We start from the raw sequence: 17,073 nt of genomic DNA, 5'->3' as shown, positions 1-17,073 counted from the left end.
TCCTCTTCAAATACCTCATGTACACATGGGGTATTTTCATTGGATATTGCCATCCCATTGGTAGAGTTTCAGATTAATTTTACCCTTAATAACTGCAACGCCTTCTTCCAGTAATTTACCTGCCTGAATGTTCATTCCCTGTTCATCCAGTTTTTGCACACTGATTTTGCCTTGCGAACTAACGACGCGATGCCAAGGTAAATCAGATGCTTCATCCATATCCCTCAGTACCCGTCCAACCAGACGTGCATGTCGTGGCAATCCTGCAAGCTGGGCCAGCTGACCATAGCTAGCAACTTTTCCTTGAGGGATTAATGCAATCACACCAAGAATCATTCGGGCAAGTTCATCACTGGGTTTGGCTGGCATTTTCAATATATCCATTTAAGCTGCTTTGATCATAATATTTGGATTCAAACTCACCAAGTTAATATCTAGGAAATAAAAAAGAGAATCCAAAAAGTCTCTTTTTTAAATCAAAAGTATTTTAGAAGTTATCCGGACTTTCCAGACGTTTCACTTCGTGTACTTTTTCAGGATTATGCACTGCTGCTACGCCATCTTCATCTTTTTCATCAATCAGGCTTTCAGGCTTGTACACCGTAATAATTTCATTGCCATTTGCATCTTCACCGATAATGTATTGGAAACCTTTACGGTTCATTTTATGGCACATCCGCTGATACCAGCCTTTCCAGCCTTCTTTCTCTTCATTCGGATTATAATAAAAGGCATTCATTACAGCTGGTAAACCCAGACCACAAACCACACCGGATAACAGCACCACAATAAAGGTATAACCGACCAGAATACTGCTGTACTCTTTTAGTTGCGGAACATTGGCAACAGCCAGAATCAAAGCTAAAGAAATTCCACCACGGACACCACCCCAAGAGAGAATTGCAAGACTGCCGTTATAACGTTTTTTACGCAGATGTGGAAACATGGAAAAAGACAGGAAGTTTGCTGCGAAACGCACTACATGCAGAATAATAAAAGCCACGATTCCACCCAGAATCAGGCTAGTGCTTAAATCCAGAATAAACAGTTCAAGACCAATCAGGGTAAACAGGAAAGAGTTAATAATTCCTTCAACCGTATGCCAGAAATGGTTCACATCACCAATATCGGCATCTGCCAGAATTTCCTTCCATTTATTACCAACGATCAGGCCTCCAATCACACAGGCAATTGGTGCAGAAGCATGCGCTAGCAAGGCCACCAGATAAGAACCACAAGCCAGTAATGCAGTGGTTAGAATCAGGGATTCCATTTCATGTTTGCCGCGAAGAATGCGTAGGATTGCCCAACCGAATACCACGCCAATGAATACAGCCACCACAATTTCGTAGAGCAGTGTTTGCAGTACGCCCAATAAAGTAAAGTTCTCACCCTGTAATACATTCAAAAGCGTCATAAACAAGGCAATACACATCGCATCGTTAAACAATGACTCACCTTCCAGTTTTACCATTAAGTGATGCGGTGCACGAACTGAACTGAGCACCCCTTTAATTCCGATCGGGTCCGTTGCACCTAATGCTGCACCCAGTAATAGCAATACCAACAGATCAACATGCTTACCGATCAGGAACTGGTAACCATACAGGACTAGACCAAACAAGACTGCACAGATCACCAGCGCCAGACTTGCTAGAATTCCGATCGGACGCCAGTGATTGCGCAAATCGGAAACCTTAAATTTCAGCGCAGATGAGGTCAAAATAAAACAGATGACGCCGTTAATCAGAAAATCATAAAAATCGATATGCCGGACTGCATTTTCAATATTGGCAATATTGATACTAAAAAAAGGATTGCCCTGCAGCAGGCTCGCGCCCCATTGCAGGATAAATACAAAAATTGCAGAAACAATCGGAACACCAATCGCTTGAGGAAAACCTAGCACTCTTTTATTAAATAATGTCGTGGCAATAGATAATGCAAAAACAACGGTCAAAAGTTGCAAGAAAAAGAAATTGCCCATGGGTTCCCTTAAAGCGCGCCTCATTCCTGAAAATGAGTGATTTGGCTTATTTAAAAATAAAATATCAAATGAAAAAGCATTTCTGGATGAAATAATTTTAATCCTGTTTATTTTGCTATTTAGTTAAGTTTCTTTTCAATAGTTCCAAATGGTGGTTTATCATACAATTCTATCTTAGTACTTTGCTGTATTCTTTTACCAGTTCTTCTGAATCCTTCTCCCATGCATCAAACCGTTAAACTTGTTTTCCGTCTTTTTCTTGCTACTGTGATTTTTTTGGTCACGCTTGCATTGTGTTTTACCTGTTTTGCCAAAATTCAGGAGATCATGCAGGCCGAGCAGTATTATCAACAAGGCAAGTCATTTAACTTAACCAGCTCACCAGATCAGCAGTATGTTTTGCTGTCCAATAACCAGAAACCAGATCATGCCATTTTTGTTCTGATTGCAGGGAATGGTTATATTTCTAAAAGTAGTTGCACCCATTATACGGCGTTGTGTAGCGATGACTTTAACCTGTCTCATACCCGTCAGATTGATCAGGTAAAACTGTTTAAGGCAGGTGAGTTTTCTTATATTCAACAGGTTAAATATAAAGATAGCCGCACTGGTCAGGTTTCAGAATTTTCCTATTCTGCTAATGAGATCCAGCAATTTTATCAGCAGGACATTGCTGGGCTGAAATATGTAGTCTTTGGTATTAGCTTATTTGCTTTAGCTGCTTTATTTGTCAGCTTCAAGCTGATCAGGAATTTTCAGCGATTTCTGAATAAATAAGTTTTTCTATGCTCAAGAAAAAGGAGCAACTGCTCCTTTTTGATTTCATCTGGCACTTTAAATAGATCTAAATACCTTTAGGATATTAAATGCCTTTATTAAAAGTATCACAATCTGCCATTTGACCAGATTTCAGGCCGGTATTAAACCATTGCACGCGCTGCGCACTGGTCCCATGAGTAAAGCTATCTGGCACCACATGTCCTTGGGCTTTTTTCTGTAAATAGTCATCACCAATCTTATGCGCTGCATCCATGGCTTCCTGTACATCACCCTGTTCCAGGAATTGAGTACGCTCATGATTATGATAAGCCCATACCCCCGCCAGACAGTCGGCTTGCAGCTCCTGATAGACTGACAGCTGATTCGCTTGCACCTTTGTGGCTTGCTGGCGTGCCTGCTGTACCTGAGAAGAAATACCCAAGATGGTCTGAATGTGATGTCCAACCTCATGTGCCACGACATATGCTTGAGCAAAGTCACCAGCCTGATCATTACGCGATAGCTCAGTTGAATTCTGCTCACCACTAATACCCATCTGGCTACGCATATCCCTAAAGAAGGTCGTGTCGATATACACTTTCTGATCTGCCGGACAATAAAACGGCCCCATGGCGGATTGCGCCGCACCACAACCTGAGTTCACCACACCGCTGAAGAGTACCAGTTTAGGAGGAGTGTACTGCTGATTCAGCTGCTGCTGGAACACCTGTGACCAGGTATCTTCTGTATCGGCCAGAACAGTTCCGACAAAGTCAATTGCTTCTTGCTGCTCTGGCGTTGGATTTTCCAGACCACGCGTTTCAGCACTGGAAACACCTTGTGTCACCTGCTTGGTGGCTTGATAAGCTTGTTGCGGATCCACACCAAAAAATTTCCAGGCAACAAAGGCTACAATCAGCCCTAGAATACTGATACCACCCGCTTTGGCACCCCCACCGCGGCGGTCTTCAACATTGCTACTAACTCGACGACCTTTCCAGCGCATAGTAAGATTCCTTATAGTTTATTTTTGACTTACTTCTAGCCAACCAAAATTATGCCTGCTTTGATTTTGCTCTGATCTTTTGAATAAAGCCAATCACAATGAATACCAATAATCCTGCGATAAAACCAATGACTAAATTAATGAGTGTTGGCGTAACGGCACCTATAATACTGCCCATTGTAGGAATGTGCTCTACATACTCGACTGAATCTTCAGTGAAATGATGAAACCATGGAATAGCGTGAGCAATAATCCCGCCACCAACCAGGAACATGGCAATTGTTCCCGCAATAGTTAAAGTTTTCATCAGTTTGGGTGCAAAAGCTAACAAGCCTCGTCCTACACTTTGCTTGAAACTCGATGCCTGCTTGCTCAAGTGCAAACCTACATCATCAATTTTCACAATCATGGCCACAAAGCCATACACTCCGATGGTCATGGCCACAGCAATCGTCGAAAGCACCATCACTTTGGTGGAAAAAGCAGCCGCTGCAACAGTACCCAAGGAAATCACGACAATTTCAGCTGACAAAATAAAGTCAGTACGAATCGCACCTTTAATTTTATCTTTTTCAAATTTAACCAGATCCGTTTCGATTGCGTTTAATTCTGCTTGCGCAGCTTCTTCAGTTTTGGCTTTTCTATGTTTGAGACTATGCAGTACTTTTTCTACGCCTTCATAACACAGGAACAAGCCGCCAATCATCAATAAAGGATTAATTAACCATGGTGCAACCACACTGACCAGCAAGGCCAAAGGAACAAGAATAAGTTTATTGACAAAAGAACCTTTGGCGACGCTCCATACCACCGGAAGTTCACGTTCGGCACGTACACCGCTTACCTGTTGAGCATTGAGCGCCAGATCATCTCCCAAGACCCCGGCCGTTTTTTTTGCTGCCATTTTACTCATGACTGCAACATCATCTAGAACTGTGGCTATATCATCCAATAATATTAATAAGCTACTCGCCATTCTTGTTATTCCTTATAAATGTAAAAATATTCTAATCAAAAAGCAGCAGAAAGATTGTATTTACTTCTTTAATTTCAGAGATTTTTTATTACTGTGATTCATTGTGACTGACATTCAAAAACAGAATGCCGTACAATGTTGCGATCCTAAAAATTTGAATGTAGTACGACTACTGGTTTGGAATAAATAATGAGTAATCAAGATAATCGTCCAGTGATCTTGACTGGCGACCGTCCTACCGGACAACTTCACCTCGGTCACTTTGTTGGTTCATTACGCTCTCGCGTGGGTTTACAGGATTCTCACCATCAGCATCTTCTGCTGGCAGATGCACAGGCCTTGACAGACAATGCAGATAACTTCGAAAAAGTACGTCGTAACATCATTGAAGTTGCAACAGATTATCTTGCAGTAGGCATTGATCCGACCAAAACCACAATCTGCGTTCAGTCTTGCCTTCCTGCCCTCAATGAATTGACTATGCTTTACCTCAACTTCGTGACTGTTTCACGTCTTGAGCGTAACCCAACGATTAAGTCTGAAATTCAGATGCGTGGTTTTGAGCGTGATATTCCGGCGGGCTTCTTGTGCTATCCAGTGGCGCAGGCCGCGGACATTACTGCATTCAAAGCGACTGTGGTTCCAGTGGGTGAAGACCAGATCCCAATGATTGAACAGACTAACGAAATCGTGCGTCGTCTGAACCGTCAGGTAGGTCGTGAGCTACTTCCAGAATGTAAAGCCCTGCTATCTAACGTTGGCCGTTTACCAGGCTTTGATGGTAAGGCGAAAATGTCTAAATCATTAGGCAATACCATTGTGCTAGATGCATCAGACAAAGATATCAAGAAAGCCGTTAACGCAATGTATACGGATCCGAACCACCTGCGTATTGAAGATCCAGGTCAGGTTGAAGGCAACGTGGTATTTACTTACCTGGATGCGTTCGATACCAACAAAGAAGAGCTGGAAGAACTAAAAGCCCATTACCGCCGTGGTGGTTTGGGTGATGGTACAGTGAAAAAACGTCTTGAAGGTATTCTAAAAGAATTAATTGGACCAATTCGTGAACGTCGTATGGAACTTTCTAAAGATCCTGACTACATTATGGATGTACTCAAGACTGGTACAGACAAATGCCGTGATATTACTCAAGCGACTTTGGATGAAGTTAAAACTGCCCTTGGCGTGTTCCACTTCTAATGCTTGGCTAAAGTTTGAAAAGCCCTTCACATGAAGGGCTTTTTTATTGAATTCCTACACATTTGATTCATAGTTGCTTTTTTCTGTCACACAAAGGTAGAAAAACTTACTTTAGTTAACAGCTCTTTACACGTTTACCAATGTAAAAATAACAAGCCAGTTTTAATATGAAAACATATTCAGGAAATAGCAAGAAACATTCTCCACAGTTTCATTTGTAACAAGTTTTTCCTTTTTCTACGCAATGACAACCCCAATCATTGCGTTTTTTTTGTCTGAAACTTTTATAAAAATTATTTTAGCTCACGCTGCTCTTTTACAATGTCTAGCTTATGTAGCGAAAAAACTAATAAAAAACCCGCAACATGTGCGGGTTTTTTATTAGTTTTTTTACTTAAGCGTGTTTATGACGCATGTGCGGGAACAGGATCACGTCACGGATACTTGGCGCATTGGCAAAGATCATCACCAGACGGTCAATACCGATACCTTCACCCGCTGTTGGAGGTAAGCCATATTCTAATGCTTCAATAAAGTCTGCATCGAAGTGCATTGCTTCATCATCGCCTGCGTCTTTCTCGGCAACCTGTGCCTGGAAGCGCTCAGCCTGGTCGATCGGATCATTCAATTCTGAGAAACCATTTGCCAGCTCACGACCACCAATAAAGAATTCGAAACGGTCAGTGATGTGCGGATTGTCATCATTACGACGCGCCAGTGGAGAAGTTTCTGCTGGATATTCAGTAATGAATGTTGGCTGACGCAGTTTAGTTTCTACTGTTTCTTCAAACACGATAGTTTGCAGTTTGCCCAAACCAAAACCTGGTTTCACCTGCTCTTTCAGTTCTTCCTGAACGTATTTTGCCAGGAAGTCACGGTCACCTACATTTTCAGGCGTGAACTGTGGGTTGTGCTCAAGAATCGCATCAAACATTGAGATTTTCTTGAATGGACCTTTGAAGCTAAATACTTCTTCGCCATAAGGCACATCAGTTGTACCCAAAATATCCAATGCCAGTTTTTCCAGCATTTGCTCAGTCAGTTCCATCAGGTCTTTATAGTCTGCATAAGCCTGGTAGAACTCGATCATGGTGAATTCCGGGTTATGACGAGTTGAAACACCTTCATTTCGGAAGTTACGGTTAATTTCGAACACTCGCTCAAAACCACCGACAACCAGACGTTTCAAATAAAGCTCAGGCGCAATACGCAAGAACAATGGCATGTCCAACGCATTGTGATGTGTTTCAAATGGACGCGCAGAAGCACCACCTGGAATCACGTGCATCATTGGTGTTTCCACTTCCATATAACGTTTTTCAGTCAGGAAGTTGCGGATACCAGCGACAACTTTAGCGCGGATTTCAAAAGTCTTACGTGTTTCTTCATTCACGATCAGATCCAGATAACGCTTACGATACTTCACTTCTGTATCTGTCAAGCCGTGGAATTTGTCTGGAAGTGGACGAAGTGATTTTGTTAATAATTCGAATTGTTCGATGTGTACATACAGATCGCCTTTACCCGAACGACCGATATAACCTTCAACGGCAATGATATCACCAAGGTCTAGACCTTTAATTGTAGCAAGTACTTCAGCATCTAATTCTTTACGAGGAACATAAAGCTGAATACGGCCAGTCATGTCCTGAATCACAATGAATGAACCACGGTTCAACATCACACGACCCGCAACTTTTACATACACCTTTTCGCCTGCTTCAATTTCTTCTTTTGATTGGTCAGCGAACTGGTCTTGAAGATCTTGCGCATAGTGCTCACGCTTGAAAGTATTTGGCCATGGGCTCTTGCCGGTTTCCTTGGCTTGATCTTCGATTTGCTTTAACTTGGCATGACGCTGTGCAATTAAATCGTTTTCGGAAATGATTTGTTCAGAAGTCGATTGAGCGTTAGTTTGCGTCATCTCTGCCTCGAATAAGATTAGTTAAAAAATAGAAGGTGCATACAATAGCAGATTTTGCAGTTAAATCGTAGCGTCCAGCAGCATCTCAATTGGCTTTTCTTTTCAAATATCTGGGGAAGGCTCAAATTACTCTTTTGGGCAGGGCCTTTCACCCTAACCAAGCCGAGGAATATACAGTTTTAATTGACCAATTAATCAAAAAATAACTTTTTAATATCAAATTCTTTACAGAACCTTTCAGTCTTTTTGACTAAGGTCGGCTTGGACTAAAGTCTTTAGACCAAATGCTAACTTCATTCCCTTTATAGAAGTTCTACAATGCTCCCTGACGCAAATCATTGCCGGACCATAAAACGAATTGATACGAACCACCATAATGAGCCAATGCACCTCTAAAATCCTGTTTTTTCATGGACTTGATTCTTCACGAGAATCTACGAAATTCCATGCCATCGATGCCGATCATAAATATTGCATTGATGTGGATTACCGCAACCTCAATTATGCGACTGTGGCAGAGTTTTATAACGAGATGATTGAAAAAATTCATCCAGATATTCTGGTTGGGCACAGTCTGGGGGGTTACTGGGCACTGAAAATGTCACAGCAACACCAGATTCCTTGTGTAATTGCCAATCCAAGCCTAGCCCCCTATTTCCGCGATGATTATCCTGCAATTTGTGATAATGACCTACAACATGACATTCCTCAGCTTGCCTATATTGAGTTAGGCGATGAAATACTGGATATGCATGCAGTACAGTCCCAACTAGAAGATTATATGCAGGTAGAAGCGGTTCCCGGTGGACATCATCGCCTTGAAACACCGGAACGGATCAATCCCCTGATCCTGCAAATCCAACAGAATCTGCAAAAAAGTTAAGTATTACATTTAAAGAAGCCATAAAAAAAGCCCTGCATATTGCAGGGCTTTTTATTCATCTTTTGCGCTTAAGCGGCATTAGCTTCAGGCTTAGATTTGTCATCCAATACAGACCAGATATTCAGCCCAAGATCACTATGTAAATCAGGTAGATCAAGAAAAATGCTCGCGCCGAGTACTTTATGATTACATTTTTCAGCCAGTTCATTGACAGCTTTCAATGTACCGCCAGTAGCCAATACGTCATCTACAATAATCACTTTTTTTGATTGAACCTCAGCAGACATTTCCAGACGGTCCAGACCGTATTCCAGGCTATAACCCACACCAACCACTGGAGGTGGTAATTTACCTGCCTTGCGAACCAACAACAGGCCCTTGCCGGTACGTTGTGCCAACAAGCTTGCCAATACAAAGCCACGTGCTTCAACAGCAATAAAGCTATCTACTTCTGCCAGTTTTTCAGCAGGAATGCTTGCAATCAAAGCATCAGTTAATGAACCGATGTTATTCATGAAAAGCGGTGTTAAGTCAAAGAAACTAATACCCGGCTTTGGAAAATCCTGGACAGTACGAATGTGAGACCACAATGAAGTAGACATATTGCTCATGGGAGATCGTTAGATAAGAAAAAGGAACCGGCAAATTTTAAACTGAATTACGACTAAAGGATAGGGAAAACCGAGTATTATTGCAGCAACACCCCTATTGACATGCAATTATTTACTTATATTTCATTAATTTATAAGAGCACTTTTTTCATAAAAACTTTAATGATTGTTTTAAATCCATGAATCATTACCCGACGGTAAAATATTGTTTTATTTCTCTCAGTGTGAGAAACAATAAGCGTTTATTTATTTGCATAAATAAAATTATATTCCGGCATTTCTAAGAGAATAAAAAGCTTGAGTAAAGGACTTTTACTGGCCCGGATCACTATTCTGCTTTTAATTTTGCTGTTTAAACTGTTATCTACTTTACTTTCTGAACAGAACTGCGTAAAAATTTAGCCAAATATGTCCGCTATTAAATGCCATATTATTAGAGTCTTGCCTGTTTAGGATTTTTGAGCCAGCTTCCATATTCGCTGGTTTTGGAGAGTTACATGAAAAAATATCAATGCATCGTTTGTGGATGGATTTACGACGAAGCGGAAGGTTGGCCTCAGGACGGGATCGTCCCTGGTACTAAATGGGAAGATATTCCAGATGACTGGACCTGCCCAGACTGTGGCGTTTCTAAAGTCGATTTTGAAATGATCGAAATCTGATTTTGCCCAAACAAAGGCCATATTGAGTGGTCTTTTTTTATGCCTTTCTACTATCTATAAAAAAGCATGGAGTTAAATATGCATCCTATCGTCATCATTGGTTCAGGTATGGCAGGCTATGCTGTCGCACGCGAATTCCGCAAGCTGAATCCAGACCATGAACTCGTCATGATTTGTGCCGATGATGCAACCAACTACGCCAAACCGACACTTTCCAATGCTTTAGTGGGCAAAAAAGCACCCGAAAATATTGCTTTGGGCGATGCTGCCAAAATGGCAGCTCAGTTAAATATGCGTATTGAAACGTATACTTGGGTTAAAGCCATTGATGCTACTGCACATGAACTGACTGTTGTAAAAGATCAGTCTGAGCAAAAACAGATATATTCAAAACTGGTTCTTGCCGTGGGTGCACAGCCAATTCGTCTGGCAATTGCTGGTGATGGCAGTGACGATATTCACGTGGTCAACAACCTGACTGATTATAAAGCTTTTCGTACCAGCCTGGAAAAACGCGAAGATAAGCGCGTAGTGATTTTGGGTGCCGGCCTGATTGGCTGTGAATTTGCCAATGACCTTCAGCACACGGACCATCAAGTGACTGTAATTGACTTGGCACCTCAGCCTCTAGCCCGTTTATTGCCTTCACATGTTGCAGATGTTTTCCAGCAAAACCTGGAAGAAACTGGTATTAACTTTGTATTAGGCACGACTGTAGAGAAAGTCTCTAAAGTCGAAAATGGTGACTACCTGGTGACATTAGCCAATGGTCAGTCAGTCGTTGCAGATGTGGTTCTGTCTGCGGTGGGCTTGCAACCAAATGCCTCGGTAGCCAAAGAGTCTGGTGTACAAATCGGTCGCGGTATCTTGACCAATAGCCAGCTCGAAACGAATTTAGCTGATATTTTCGCTGTCGGTGACTGTGCTGAAGTGAATGGTACTTTATTGCCTTATGTGATGCCAATCATGCAGCAGGCGCGTGCACTGGCTAAAACCTTGAATGGTGAAACGACAGCAGTGCATTATCCAGCAATGCCTGTTGCGGTAAAAACACCTGCTGCCCCCCTGACTGTACTGCCTGCACCCGCCAATATTGATGTAACCTGGGACACTGAAGAGTTTGAGGATGGCATGATTGCCAAAGCCACAGATACTGAAGGAACCCTACGCGGCTTTGTACTATTAGGCGCTACCGCAGCGAAACAGCGTCTTACATTGACTAAGCAGGTTCCTGACTTGATTCCTGTATCGGTTTAAGGTTTAAATACAAAGGACATTCTTTGTACAGAATGTCCTTTTATAGGGAACTTAACATGAATAGTCATGTGCAATCGAGTCTATTACCATCACCATATACTGCTTTCATGCATGAAACCAAGGTTGACCTTGGCAATGGTATTGAATTGCATGTAGAGGTAGGTGGTCAGGAGAATCACCCGACCTTATTGCTGATTATGGGTCTGGGTGCACAGATGCTGTATTGGCCGGACTTTTTCTGTAAATCTTTTATCGACCAAGGTTTCCGGGTCATCCGTTTTGATAACCGCGATATTGGCCTATCCTCTAAAGTCCATCATAAAGGTCCACGATTAAATACCATTAAACTGATGAGTCGCTTCATGCTAGGCCTGGGTAACCAGGGAGCACCTTATACCCTGTATGACATGGCAGATGACGTCAGTCTGCTGATTGATAAAATGGAACTGGACGAGGTGTATGTGCTCGGTGCTTCGATGGGTGGTATGATTGCCCAGATTCTGGCAGCACGTTATCCTGAAAAGGTTAAAAAGCTGGCCCTGTTATTTACCAGTAACAATCAGCGTCTGTTACCTCCACCATTTCCAAAACAGCTCTTTAGTCTGATTGGCAAACCCGCTTCGCAGGATGAAAATGGTATAATTGACCATAGTTTAAAACTGTTTAACATCATTGGCTCGCCTGGTTATATCAATCAGCTTGAGGCAATGCAGACCGCCCGTAAATTATATAATCGAAGTTATTACCCAGCGGGTGTACTTCAACAGTTTTTAGCAATATTATGTACGGGCTCGTTGCTGCAACTGGATAAGCAAATCCGACAAGAGACGCTTGTAGTTCATGGTTCTCAAGATCGCTTGCTACCACCCAGCCATGGTAAGGCTGTTGCGAAAGCAATATCTGGTGCTAAATTTGAATTAATTGATGGAATGGGGCATGATATCCCACCGCATTTTATTCCATATCTTAGCGAATTATTTGCTGATCATTTCAAATCATAAAATTAGGACACTATGGCTGCATTACCATCCCTAAGACAGCTGTCATATCTCGTAACACTGTCTGAGACGCTGCATTTTACAGAAGCTGCTCGCCGTTCATTTGTGACCCAGTCCACCCTATCGGGCGGGATCATGGAGTTGGAGCGTTTACTCGGGGGCGTTCTTGTTGAACGTGATCGCCAGAATGTACGCTTGACTCCACTCGGAGAGCAAGTGGTTGCACGCGCTCGTGTTCTACTGGCTGATGCTCAGGACTTAATGCGTTTAAGTCGTGAGATGAGTGAACCTTTAACAGGTGATCTGCATTTAGGTGTGATTCCGACTATTGCGCCGTTCATTCTGTCGCAACTTCTTGATGAAGTGCATAAACAGTTGCCGAAAATTCAGCTGCATCTGCACGAAGCACAAAGTGAAAAAATTGTTGAAAAACTGGAACATGGCAACCTGGATATGGTTGTACTGGCCCTGCCTTTTGATACACGTAGTCTAAAAGTTGCTGAAATTGTGAAAGAAGATCTGTATGTGGTTCACCACAAGTCAGATCAGAATGCAGCTCAGGCCACTTCCTTAGAAGATCTGGATCTTTCTCGTTTGATGTTACTTGAAGAAGGCCACTGTCTACGTGATCATGCTTTAAGTGCTTGTCCAATTGGTGAGCGTAAGAATGATCATCGCCTGAAAGCAAGCTCATTGCCAACACTGATCGAGATGGTATCTTCCAATCTTGGTTTTACCCTGTTGCCTGAAATTGCACTTCATACCAACATGATTAAAGCCAATCCTGAGCTCCAGGTGAAAAAGATTGCTGCTGCACCAAGCCGCACCTTGGCATTGGTGACACGTAAGAGTACACCGCTACAAAGCGAATTTGATGTACTGCTACCCATCCTGCAAAAGATCGCGCAGCAATAATGATACTGCTAGCGTAAAAAAGGAGCCCACACTGGCTCCTTTTTTTTTAGAGACAGCATATTTATATAAAAAGAGACTGAAAATTCAGTCTCTTTTTAAAAGGTTATGTCTTATTTAAAGGTTTCCAGTAACACGCGCTGTGCATTATGCGGCTGTTCACCTTGCGCAGGTTGTGCACGGATCCAGGTACCGTCACTTTGCAGTAACCAGGATTGCTGATTATCTTTGAGATAGTTCAATAAGCCTTGCTGATAGATGCGTTTTTTCAATGCTTCATCTTCAATCGGGAAACAGGCTTCAACACGATTAAACAGGTTACGGTCCATCCAGTCTGCGCTTGAGCAATAAATGCGGGAATTGCCATTATTGCTAAAGTAATACACGCGAGTATGTTCCAGGAAACGTCCGACGATGGAACGAACGCGGATATTTTCCGACAAGCCCGGTAAACCAGGACGCAAACAGCAGATCGAACGGATAATCAGGTCAATCTGCACGCCTGCTTGCGATGCTTCATACAATTTATTAATGAGCTGTAGTTCTGTCAGCGCATTCACTTTGACAATGATCTGAGCCTTTTTGCCTTCTTTGGCATTGGCAATTTCATTGTCAATGTAATTCACCAGCTGCGTATGCAATGTAAATGGTGCATGTAACAGCTTTTTCAGCTTGGCCATTTTTCCCATACCGGTGAGTTCCTGGAAGATACGGTGTACATCTTCACACAGTTCTTTGTCTGTGGTTAACAGTCCATAATCAGTATAGATACGTGCATTACCCGCGTGATAGTTCCCGGTCCCCAAGTGTACATAGCGCACCAGCTTGTTATTTTCACGGCGTACCACCAGAATCATCTTGGCATGGGTCTTATAGCCAACAATGCCATAGACAACTACGGCCCCCGCTTCTTGCAGGACATTGGCTACGGCGATATTGGACTCTTCATCAAAACGCGCACGCAATTCGATGACAGCAGTCACTTCCTTGCCATTCCGTGCTGCTTCAGCCAGTACCTGAACAATTTCCGAGTCTGCTCCACTACGGTATAAGGTCTGCTTGATCGCCAAGACTTGTGGATCACGCGCAGCCTCACGCAATAATGAAATTACGGGCGAGAATGATTCAAAGGGATGATGTAGCAGGATGTCCTGTTTCTGCATCGCGCTAAAGATATTTTCTGATTTCTTTAGTACTTTCGGTACGATTGGCGTATGTGAATCATAACGTAAATGTGGACGTTTAAAATTCGATAATAGACGTGCCAGATTGACCGGTCCGGCAACCTTGTACAGATGCTCTTCTTCTAGATCAAATTCATCCAGCAGGTATTCATAAATATGCTTTGGACAGTTTTCTGTAACTTCCAGACGTACTGCACGCCCAAAACGACGCGAGTTCAATTCGCCTTTTAAGGCAATCGCCAGATCTTCGACATCTTCGTTTAAAGCCAGATCAGCATTACGGGTTACACGGAACTGATAGCAACCTGTTGCAGTCATACCCGGGAACAGGTCAGAAACATGTTCATGTATAATTGCGGAAAGCATCACATGATGTTCCTTGCCGCCTGTTAATTCATCCGGTAAACGCACCACACGTGGTAGTGAACGTGGTGCAGGAACAACAGCCAGATCGATCTGACGGCCAAAAGCATCCTTCCCTTCCAGCGTCACAATAAAGTTCAGCGACTTATTCACCAAACGCGGGAATGGATGGGCTGGATCCAGGCTGATCGGGGTTAAGACGGGTGCCACCTGTTCCTGAAAATATTTTTTTATCCATTGTGACTGTGCTGGTGTCAGTTCACCGCGGCGCAGGAAACAGATATCTTCTTCACGCAGTTTAGGCAGAATTTCTTCATTCAGAATGCGGTACTGGCGTTCAATGGCAGCATGCGCAGTTTTGGAAATTTGATCCAGCACCTGCTTCGGCGTTAGCCCATCCGGACTACGACTTTCATTGCCCAGATCCAGCTGTTCCATCACCCCAGCCACACGAATTTCAAAGAACTCATCCAGATTACGCGAGAAAATCAGCAGAAAGTTCATACGTTCAAGCAGTGGATGTAAAGGATCGACAGCTTGTTCCAAGACACGCAAATGGAAATCCAGAATAGACAATTCCCGGTTAATGTACCGGTCATTATAGGTATATTCAGTTTGTACCGAAGGGCTGTTGGCTGCCGTATTCATATCGAACCTTTAATCGTTTTAAAGCCTGAGTCATTAGTATCAGTATGCTTCAAATTTATGACAATTTCATAAAAAAAGCCCGAATTCTCGGGCTTTATGGCAATTTTTTTATAACGATTTTTTACTGTCAGGGTAATTCTGCATAGCGCATATAACGTTGAATCATGCGTTTACGTGCTTTTAAAGCAGAAGCATTGCGATTTTCTTCAAAATATTTTGGATTGGTCAAAATTGCCGCCAGGAAAATTGCCTCTTCTCTGGTCAGACTTTCTGAAGTTTTACCAAAATAATGTTTGGCGGCCGCTTCCACCCCGTAAATATGATGACCAAACTCAATCGAGTTTAAATACACTTCAAGAATACGCTCTTTCGACCACATGCGTTCCATCATCCAGGTGGCAACCGCTTCCTGACCTTTACGCAGGAAAGAACGTTTGTTGAACAGGAACAGATTTTTTGCCAGCTGCTGGGAAATGGTAGATCCCCCCGCAACAACTTTACCCTGCTCTTTATTACGGCTTAAAGCTGTTTGAATCCCATCCCAGTCAAAACCATGATGATGCACAAATTTTCCATCTTCCGCAGTCACCACTGCTTTTTTCAGATTGGTACTGATCTCATCATAAGGACGCCATTGGTGTTGAATGGGCTTGGAGGGTTCAGTCCAATAATCGATCCGCATCATCATCGTGGTATTGACCGGATTAAAACGCCACCAGGCCAGGCTGGCAAAGATCCAGAGTTGAATACATAAAACCACACTGAACAGCAGCAAGAATATTCGGATTAGAAAAGCTTTCATGTCAGTGGGTTACTCCTGAAGATGTTATTTTTTCGTGTTAAGCTTATTTGAAATATCTCATACAGCGCAAGAATAGCATGTCTGAATACGCACCTCCTTCCATTCACCGTAAACTGGACGTCCACACCTGGTGGTTTACTGCGGTATTGATTGCAGTGAATGTCGGATTGTTTGCCTGGCAGATTTTTACTGGCACAGATGCCAGCCATCCAAGTACGCAAGATGCCATCCGCTGGGGTGCTGATTATGCACCTTTGACTTATCTGGCGGAACCCATTCGCGTATTCAGCAGCATGTTTTTTCATTTTGGCCTGATTCACTTAATGTTAAACATGTGGGCGCTTTATATTTTTGGAAGCGTGGCAGAACAGCTATTTGGGCGCTGGTATTTTGTTGGCCTCTATCTTTGTGCTGGGCTGATGGGCAGTCTGTTCAGCGGTTATATGAATATTCAGGATAGTTATGCCTTAATTGAAGGTGGGGTCGCCAATCCAGGACTTTTACCAAGCGTAAGTGCTGGTGCATCGGGTGCTGTCATGGGCCTGGGCGGTGCACTGACAATCTTGTCGATTCTGCCAGTTCTTCCACGTCAGCGCTTTATTTTAGATAAAAAAACCCTGCTGATGGTGATGGGGATTAACCTGTTTATGGGGTTTATGATTGCTGGCATTAACAATGCTGCACATATGGGTGGCATGATTATGGGCGCTGTGCTGGCTGTACTCTGGTATGCCGGGCAAAAGCTGCAACGCGCAGGTTTTATTCAATTCATCGCACTCATAGCTGCTTTAGCAGCCTGCTATGGGCTTTATCAATATAACTTGATCCTGATTGATCCTATTAAGCCACTCTGGCAGGAGATTCTGGAGATGATGCGTCAGCAGTTAAAACTGTAACT

At 42.9% G+C, this 17,073-nt stretch carries 16 protein-coding genes; 8 read left to right on the top strand and 8 right to left on the bottom strand.

All coding sequences use genetic code 11. The annotated features are described in order from the left end of the window. Positions 1-36: 36 nt before the first annotated feature. Both BK820_RS02125 and BK820_RS02120 read right to left on the bottom strand, forming a co-directional pair. Complete coding sequence (locus BK820_RS02125) at positions 37-369, bottom strand: MGMT family protein (RefSeq protein ID WP_071319995.1); 333 nt, start codon at positions 367-369, stop codon at positions 37-39. A gap of 118 nt (positions 370-487) precedes the next feature. Further along, the gene (locus BK820_RS02120) at positions 488-1,987 is read right to left on the bottom strand and encodes a cation:proton antiporter (RefSeq protein ID WP_048882295.1); all 1,500 of its coding nucleotides are present in this window, start codon (positions 1,985-1,987) and stop codon (positions 488-490) included. A 222-nt stretch (positions 1,988-2,209) separates the two neighbouring features. On the opposite strand from BK820_RS02120, the gene BK820_RS02115 reads away from it, so the two are divergent. Then, the gene (locus tag BK820_RS02115; RefSeq protein WP_071319963.1) at positions 2,210-2,764 is read left to right on the top strand and encodes a hypothetical protein; all 555 of its coding nucleotides are present in this window, start codon (positions 2,210-2,212) and stop codon (positions 2,762-2,764) included. Between the two features lie 85 nt (positions 2,765-2,849). Here the strand turns inward: BK820_RS02115 and ypfJ are convergent, their stop codons facing one another. After that, complete coding sequence (gene ypfJ, locus BK820_RS02110; RefSeq protein WP_071319962.1) at positions 2,850-3,752, bottom strand: KPN_02809 family neutral zinc metallopeptidase; 903 nt, start codon at positions 3,750-3,752, stop codon at positions 2,850-2,852. Positions 3,753-3,801: 49 nt separating this feature from the next. After that, positions 3,802-4,728 carry a DUF808 domain-containing protein gene (locus BK820_RS02105; RefSeq protein WP_071319961.1) on the bottom strand — a complete coding sequence of 309 codons (927 nt, stop codon included), beginning with the start codon at positions 4,726-4,728 and terminating at the stop codon, positions 3,802-3,804. Between the two features lie 189 nt (positions 4,729-4,917). Between BK820_RS02105 and trpS the strand changes: the two genes are divergently transcribed. Continuing rightward, positions 4,918-5,931, top strand: coding sequence for a tryptophan--tRNA ligase (gene trpS, locus BK820_RS02100; protein ID WP_071319960.1), 1,014 nt, complete (start codon positions 4,918-4,920; stop codon positions 5,929-5,931). Between the two features lie 394 nt (positions 5,932-6,325). Here the strand turns inward: trpS and lysS are convergent, their stop codons facing one another. Then, positions 6,326-7,855, bottom strand: a complete 1,530-nt coding sequence (lysS, locus tag BK820_RS02095; protein WP_004810866.1) for a lysine--tRNA ligase — start codon at positions 7,853-7,855, stop codon at positions 6,326-6,328. A gap of 376 nt (positions 7,856-8,231) precedes the next feature. Here lysS and BK820_RS02090 point away from each other — a divergent pair, with 376 nt between their 5' ends. Then, positions 8,232-8,738 (top strand): YqiA/YcfP family alpha/beta fold hydrolase, encoded by a 507-nt coding sequence (locus BK820_RS02090; protein WP_004810867.1) that lies wholly within the window; start codon positions 8,232-8,234, stop codon positions 8,736-8,738. 68 nt (positions 8,739-8,806) lie between these two features. On the opposite strand, the gene BK820_RS02085 is transcribed toward BK820_RS02090, so the two are convergent. Next, complete coding sequence (locus BK820_RS02085; RefSeq protein ID WP_071319959.1) at positions 8,807-9,349, bottom strand: adenine phosphoribosyltransferase; 543 nt, start codon at positions 9,347-9,349, stop codon at positions 8,807-8,809. A gap of 497 nt (positions 9,350-9,846) precedes the next feature. On the opposite strand from BK820_RS02085, the gene rubA reads away from it, so the two are divergent. The 4 genes from rubA (at position 9,847) to oxyR (ending at position 13,181) form a co-directional block, all read left to right on the top strand. Continuing rightward, positions 9,847-10,011: a rubredoxin RubA gene (gene rubA / locus BK820_RS02080; RefSeq protein WP_004783011.1), complete on the top strand. Its 165-nt coding sequence runs from the start codon at positions 9,847-9,849 to the stop codon at positions 10,009-10,011. A 78-nt stretch (positions 10,012-10,089) separates the two neighbouring features. Beyond that, the gene (locus BK820_RS02075) at positions 10,090-11,268 is read left to right on the top strand and encodes an NAD(P)/FAD-dependent oxidoreductase (RefSeq protein ID WP_071319958.1); all 1,179 of its coding nucleotides are present in this window, start codon (positions 10,090-10,092) and stop codon (positions 11,266-11,268) included. Positions 11,269-11,324: 56 nt separating this feature from the next. Beyond that, on the top strand, positions 11,325-12,269 hold the full coding sequence (estB, locus tag BK820_RS02070; protein ID WP_004810873.1) for an esterase EstB: 945 nt from the start codon (positions 11,325-11,327) through the stop codon (positions 12,267-12,269). Between the two features lie 12 nt (positions 12,270-12,281). Then, a complete protein-coding gene (oxyR, locus tag BK820_RS02065; RefSeq protein WP_004893466.1) occupies positions 12,282-13,181 on the top strand; it encodes a LysR family transcriptional regulator OxyR in 900 nt (299 codons plus the stop codon). 110 nt (positions 13,182-13,291) lie between these two features. Here the strand turns inward: oxyR and ppk1 are convergent, their stop codons facing one another. Continuing rightward, positions 13,292-15,373 (bottom strand): polyphosphate kinase 1, encoded by a 2,082-nt coding sequence (gene ppk1 / locus BK820_RS02060; RefSeq protein WP_071319957.1) that lies wholly within the window; start codon positions 15,371-15,373, stop codon positions 13,292-13,294. 127 nt (positions 15,374-15,500) lie between these two features. Then, a complete protein-coding gene (mtgA, locus tag BK820_RS02055; protein ID WP_004810883.1) occupies positions 15,501-16,175 on the bottom strand; it encodes a monofunctional biosynthetic peptidoglycan transglycosylase in 675 nt (224 codons plus the stop codon). A 77-nt stretch (positions 16,176-16,252) separates the two neighbouring features. Between mtgA and BK820_RS02050 the strand changes: the two genes are divergently transcribed. Further along, complete coding sequence (locus tag BK820_RS02050) at positions 16,253-17,071, top strand: rhomboid family intramembrane serine protease (RefSeq protein ID WP_071319956.1); 819 nt, start codon at positions 16,253-16,255, stop codon at positions 17,069-17,071. The last annotated feature ends 2 nt before the right edge of the window (positions 17,072-17,073 follow it).

Source organism: Acinetobacter sp. LCT-H3 (assembly GCF_001866125.1).
In the GTDB taxonomy this organism is placed as follows: domain Bacteria; phylum Pseudomonadota; class Gammaproteobacteria; order Pseudomonadales; family Moraxellaceae; genus Acinetobacter; species Acinetobacter schindleri.
This window is presented reverse-complemented; position numbering and strand designations above follow the sequence as displayed.

Coding starts and splice junctions, on each gene's coding strand:
- BK820_RS02125 (WP_071319995.1), bottom strand. CDS start 369: ATGCCAGCCAAACCCAGTGATGAACTTGCCCGAATGATTCTTGGTGTG.
- BK820_RS02120 (WP_048882295.1), bottom strand. CDS start 1,987: ATGGGCAATTTCTTTTTCTTGCAACTTTTGACCGTTGTTTTTGCATTA.
- BK820_RS02115 (WP_071319963.1), top strand. CDS start 2,210: ATGCATCAAACCGTTAAACTTGTTTTCCGTCTTTTTCTTGCTACTGTG.
- ypfJ (WP_071319962.1), bottom strand. CDS start 3,752: ATGCGCTGGAAAGGTCGTCGAGTTAGTAGCAATGTTGAAGACCGCCGC.
- BK820_RS02105 (WP_071319961.1), bottom strand. CDS start 4,728: ATGGCGAGTAGCTTATTAATATTATTGGATGATATAGCCACAGTTCTA.
- trpS (WP_071319960.1), top strand. CDS start 4,918: ATGAGTAATCAAGATAATCGTCCAGTGATCTTGACTGGCGACCGTCCT.
- lysS (WP_004810866.1), bottom strand. CDS start 7,855: ATGACGCAAACTAACGCTCAATCGACTTCTGAACAAATCATTTCCGAA.
- BK820_RS02090 (WP_004810867.1), top strand. CDS start 8,232: ATGAGCCAATGCACCTCTAAAATCCTGTTTTTTCATGGACTTGATTCT.
- BK820_RS02085 (WP_071319959.1), bottom strand. CDS start 9,349: ATGAGCAATATGTCTACTTCATTGTGGTCTCACATTCGTACTGTCCAG.
- rubA (WP_004783011.1), top strand. CDS start 9,847: ATGAAAAAATATCAATGCATCGTTTGTGGATGGATTTACGACGAAGCG.
- BK820_RS02075 (WP_071319958.1), top strand. CDS start 10,090: ATGCATCCTATCGTCATCATTGGTTCAGGTATGGCAGGCTATGCTGTC.
- estB (WP_004810873.1), top strand. CDS start 11,325: ATGAATAGTCATGTGCAATCGAGTCTATTACCATCACCATATACTGCT.
- oxyR (WP_004893466.1), top strand. CDS start 12,282: ATGGCTGCATTACCATCCCTAAGACAGCTGTCATATCTCGTAACACTG.
- ppk1 (WP_071319957.1), bottom strand. CDS start 15,373: ATGAATACGGCAGCCAACAGCCCTTCGGTACAAACTGAATATACCTAT.
- mtgA (WP_004810883.1), bottom strand. CDS start 16,175: ATGAAAGCTTTTCTAATCCGAATATTCTTGCTGCTGTTCAGTGTGGTT.
- BK820_RS02050 (WP_071319956.1), top strand. CDS start 16,253: ATGTCTGAATACGCACCTCCTTCCATTCACCGTAAACTGGACGTCCAC.